This is a genomic window from uncultured Fretibacterium sp., from assembly GCF_963544685.1.
Lineage (GTDB): Bacteria > Synergistota > Synergistia > Synergistales > Aminobacteriaceae > CAJPSE01.
In genome coordinates this window covers 1-4,662 of sequence record NZ_CAUUGJ010000147.1, presented here as the reverse complement: position 1 = coordinate 4,662, position 4,662 = coordinate 1, and the positions used below count along the sequence as shown (strand labels likewise).

Annotated in this window: 4 protein-coding genes; all 4 read right to left on the bottom strand. The window is 63.6% G+C overall.

Annotated elements, in window-relative coordinates:
- The coding region (locus tag ABLA28_RS10535) for a sigma-70 family RNA polymerase sigma factor (protein ID WP_347713625.1) at nucleotides 1-436 on the bottom strand (436 nt) is incomplete at its 3' end.
- Between the two features lie 117 nt (nucleotides 437-553).
- Nucleotides 554-1,228 (bottom strand): histidine phosphatase family protein, encoded by a 675-nt coding sequence (locus ABLA28_RS10530; RefSeq protein WP_347713624.1) that lies wholly within the window; start codon nucleotides 1,226-1,228, stop codon nucleotides 554-556.
- A gap of 175 nt (nucleotides 1,229-1,403) precedes the next feature.
- On the bottom strand, nucleotides 1,404-2,714 hold the full coding sequence (locus ABLA28_RS10525) for a D-serine ammonia-lyase (RefSeq protein WP_347713623.1): 1,311 nt from the start codon (nucleotides 2,712-2,714) through the stop codon (nucleotides 1,404-1,406).
- A gap of 501 nt (nucleotides 2,715-3,215) precedes the next feature.
- Nucleotides 3,216-4,505: a ZinT/AdcA family metal-binding protein gene (locus ABLA28_RS10520; protein ID WP_347713622.1), complete on the bottom strand. Its 1,290-nt coding sequence runs from the start codon at nucleotides 4,503-4,505 to the stop codon at nucleotides 3,216-3,218.
- Nucleotides 4,506-4,662: the final 157 nt, after the last annotated feature.

The window sequence follows — 4,662 nt, the reverse complement described above, 5'->3', positions numbered from 1 at the left end:
AAAAGAGGGCCGAGACCACCTCCGCCTCACGTCCCCGCAGGCGGCCGATGATCTCGGCGACATCCAGCCAGTCCTCGTCCCCCGGCGCAGGGTCGACCTCGAGCCACTCGTCCGGCACGGGGATCGGGGCGCGGCGCTCCGAACGCTCCAGCATATTGAGCATCTGCCCCCGGATCCGGTGGCAGGCATAGGTGGCGAACTTCAGGTCCCGGTCGGGGTCGAACCGGTCCACGGCCTCGATCATGGCCAACATCCCCTCCTGGACGAGATCCTGTCTCAAGGAAGGAGCCGCATGGATCCGTCCCGCGACCCAGAAGACAAGGGGCCTGTAGGCTACGATCAATTCCTCGCGGGCATTCGCATCGCCGGAGCGGCAGAGCGCCCACAGGGCCCTTTCCCTCTCGGGGCTCAGCGAAGCCGATGTTCTCTCCTCCATGGGCAGACGATCGCCTCGTTTTCCAAATCATAGTCGTGCCCGGCCGGGCCCGAAAACCCTCTCCCTCATCCCCGAACGGGACCCTCGAGCACAAGGGGCCAAGCATGCGCCGCGATTTTACCACAAGGGCAGCGGGCGCCCCCCGGTATCTCCACATCCATCCTCAGACGCCCAACGCAGATGCAGGTCGTCGTTCGAGAAGACGAGGGCCGGCCCGTCCGGCCCAATCTCCACCCCGCTCAGGGAACAGTTGAACACCCTGAGGCGCCAGACGGTATGCGGATCGAGCCCCAGCAGCACCGCAAAGAGCGCCCTGATGATGCCGCCGTGGGTCACGACGGCAATCCGCTCGTGCGGCTCCGCCAGAATCATTTCGACGGCCCTCTCCACCCGATCTCTTATCGACTCCCAATCCTCGGCACCGGGCGGCATGTTGAAGAAGGGGTCGTGCATCCAGGTCCGGAACGCACCCCTCTCCTCCCGCTCCATCCCCAGGATGGAGCGTCCCTCCCAGGTCCCGAAATTGATCTCCTTCAAGCCCTCCAGCACCACGGTACACAGCCCGCGAGGTTTTGCCAGAGCCTGCGCCGTACTCAGCGCCCGCTGCAGGGGGCTGGAGTAGACGACCTCCGCAGGCCACTGCGCAAAGCGCTCCGCCAGGCGTTCCGCCTGGGCCAACCCCTCGGCGTTCAGGGGAACGTCCGTCTGGCCCTGAAAGCAATAACGCAGGTTCCAATCGGTCTGACCATGCCGGACCAGCACGATACGCCGCTTCCAAGATTTCCCCGACACCCGGCCACCCCCTCGGAAAAACACAGAACGCGTCCCCGGATTTCCATTCGGGAACGAAAAAAGCGAAAGATTTCGCAAAAAATTATATCACGACGGGGTTTTGCGGGTTCGGCACCCCGGTCCCCCCGCCGCATCGAAAGGCCCCCTACGAGAAAGCGAACCTCGGACCGGGGGCTCACCGAACCGCGAGGTACCGGCGCCGCTCCTCCTCGGGGACCATGCCGCCGCCGGTCGCCCACACGATATGGACCGCGTTCTTCAGGGCCTCTTCTCCAAAGCCCGCGGCGTACTCCCCGTCCCCCTGCGTCAGGACGCAGCCCGGAAAGCCGGCCGCAGCCGACGGCTCGACGAAGATCCGTTCCCGCTCCCAGAGCTCCGGAACCAGGCGCTCCATCCGAGGATCCGACACCGTGAAGAGCCCATCCAGCATGGGCCCCACGATCCGCCCCACCAGCTTCGAGGGACGCCCCACCGCCAAGCCGTCCGCGACCGTCCTGCCCGTCAGCCCGATGTCCTGCACGCAGATGCCGTCATGCAGGCCCGTCATCACTCCGAGCAGCATGCAGGGCGCCTCCGTCGGCTCGGCGAAGAAGCAGTGCGCGCTCTCGCCGTAGAGGCGCTTCAGTCCATAGGCGACCCCGCCCGGGCCGCCCCCCACGCCGCACGGCAGGTAGACGAAGAGGGGGTGATCCGCATCGACGGCGATCCCGCGCTCCTCCAACTGATCACGAAGACGCGCGGCCGCGACGGCGTAGCCCAGGAACAACGTCCTGGAGTTCTCGTCGTCGACGAAATGGCAGGACGGGTCCGACTCCGCCTGCCGGCGCCCCTCCGCCACGGCCTTCTGGTAGTCCCCGGCGTACTCCACGACTTGAGCGCCCTTCCGGCGCAGAAGGTCCTTCTTCCACTGGCGGGCGTCCGCGGACATGTGCACCGTAACCCGAAAACCGAGCCGGGCCCCCATGATCCCGATGCTCAGCCCCAGGTTGCCGGTGGAGCCGACCGCGACCGAATACCCGGAGAACAGACGGCGAAAGCGCTCCTCGTCCAACACGGCATAGTCGTCCCCATCGTGCAGCATCCCGCTCTCCCGCGCCACCCTCTCGGCGAAACGGAGCACCTCGTAAATGCCTCCCCGTGCCTTGATGGAGCCCGAGATCGGAAGCTCGCCGTCGCACTTCAGCATCAGGCGGCCCCGGAGGGGCGTGCCCGACCGGCTCGAAAGCGCCTCCATCATGGCGGGAATGTCCCGCAGCGGGGACTCGATGATCCCGCCGCTTCCGGCGGTCTCGGGGAACATCCTTCGGATGCAGGGGGCGAACCGCTTCAGGCGGGCCGCCGCGTCCGCAATCTCTTCGTCCGCGATCTCCGGGGACGGAGAGGCGTCCCGGCGGGGATTGACCCAGAGGACCTCCTCCCCGCGGCTCATGGATCGGATCAGCGGATAACGTTCGGCAAGAGCCTCCATCGTGCGCACCTCGTTCATCGTTTCTCACTCCTGTCGTCGCCGCGTCGTCCGCCGCGGCCATTACGGCAGCGCCGTAAACTATTCCGTGCCTCGTCAAACGGCCGGGGGCTCGGAAAAGCGAAAGGCGGGGGCATGCCCCCGCCCATTATCCATTGAGCCCCCAAGGAACGGACAACGCGGTCTTCCATCTGCGATTCAACAGGATCAAGGACTCCCTCCCGAAAGCCATTCGCTCCGTTCGGACATCACGCACTTCCATTCGGAATCCGGATCCCGTTTTACAGATCCCGTCTTGCGGCACGATAAAGTTCGTAAAAACTTACTTTCGTTGAGCTTATAACAAAGTTTCCTTTGCGTCAAGGTGGCGCTGTCCGCCCCTGGCCGCAGCGCTCACGCGCGTGCAGCGGGCTTTCTCCTCCATGCCCCCGATGTCCCCGAAAAACGAAACGGAGCGAGGCCCGTTGCGGGCTCCGCTCCGTTTCACTTCATCACGGAAGATCGGGACGCAGATCTTCCCGGCTACTTCTTCTCCGGGAGCCGAGCGGCCTGACGGGCGGCTCCGTCGACATAACTCTTCAAATAGGCCTCGGGGGTCGTCAGCTTCGGATCGTAGAAGGTCGGCTTCCAGCCCGAGAGCTTCGTCAGCTCCTCAGCCGTCTTGCCGTCCCCGTAGAGCATGTGCCAATGCTTGGCCGCCCCATCGCCATGCGGATGCGTGGCCACGACCGTCCCGTATCCGGCCACCGTGCCATTGATCCAGGCCACCCAGCCATCCTCGGCAAAACCATCGTTGGTATAGGTCGGCGCTGCAAGGACCGTGCCGTCCGCCTTTTTGAACTGAATCGCCGTTCCGTCGGCAACGACGACGCGATCGAACGGCGTGGCGAAAAGCTTCTGGTAATAATCTTTGAGCTCCTCGGCCGTGTAATTCTTGCCCAGCTTCTTCGCTTCCTCGGCGACCTTCCGGTAGGCCTCGGCCATCAAGGGGTTGCGATGCAGTTCGGCGGCGGAGATCCATTCGCCGTTCCACGCGTCGAAGGCCTTGGGCATCATCGCGGCCAGAGCCCCGGCCTCGGCCTGTTGATCCTTAGCGATATCGGCAGCCTTGGTATCCAGGGAGCTGAACGTCGGCCACCAGGGATCGCTGGGATTGTCCGTCAGAGCCTCGAAGCTCTTGCTGCCGTAGCGCATATGCCAGTGTTTAATGCCTCCGTCCCCATCGCTGTGTACGGGGACCAGCACGAGATACCTGCATTTGTTAGCGGGGACGAAGCCGCTCCCCTGAGGAGGCGTCGCACCGCTTACGGCAGGAGACTCGAACAGATGCCACGTGGTCTCGAACTCCCGTCCGCCCATCTTCACCGTTCGCTTCCGGGTGCCCTTGGACTCGTAGGTCAGTGCTCCCAGGGAAACCCCCTTGTCGTCCAGGAAGGTAACCGTACTGCCCTCCACTTTGAGGGAGGCGAATTTGGTCTCATACATCTCCTCGAAGAACCCCTTGACGCCCTTGGCCGTGTAGCCGCTCGTCTTCTTGACGATCTCGGCATAAACGGGGTCCATCGCGTCGTCATCGACAAAAACGCTCCAGCTCTTCCAATCTCCCTTCCAATCCGTCAGGCCCCCGGTTTGGGGCTGAGGCTGGGGTTGAGGTTGTGGCTGTGGCTGTGGCTGGGGCTGGGGTTGAGGTTGCGGCTGGGGATTCTTCCCCGCGAGGGTATTGTCCCCGCCGCCGCCACATCCGCCCAGAGCCAGCAGGGCGAGGAGGAACACAGCCAGAAGAGCGCCGACACCAAACTTTCTGCCTTTCATGACACTCACTCCTTACAGTTTGCGGTGATAAACTCGGCTAAATATAATCCATAGCAGATCAGGTGTCAATAAAATAAATCGGACTCAGAAACTTTGTCGGGACAACCTCCTCGTAGAATAAGTAACGTGGAAGTGATACCAGGGCTGGTAAACTACT

Coding starts and splice junctions, on each gene's coding strand:
- ABLA28_RS10520 (WP_347713622.1), bottom strand. CDS start 4,505: ATGAAAGGCAGAAAGTTTGGTGTCGGCGCTCTTCTGGCTGTGTTCCTC.
- ABLA28_RS10525 (WP_347713623.1), bottom strand. CDS start 2,714: ATGAACGAGGTGCGCACGATGGAGGCTCTTGCCGAACGTTATCCGCTG.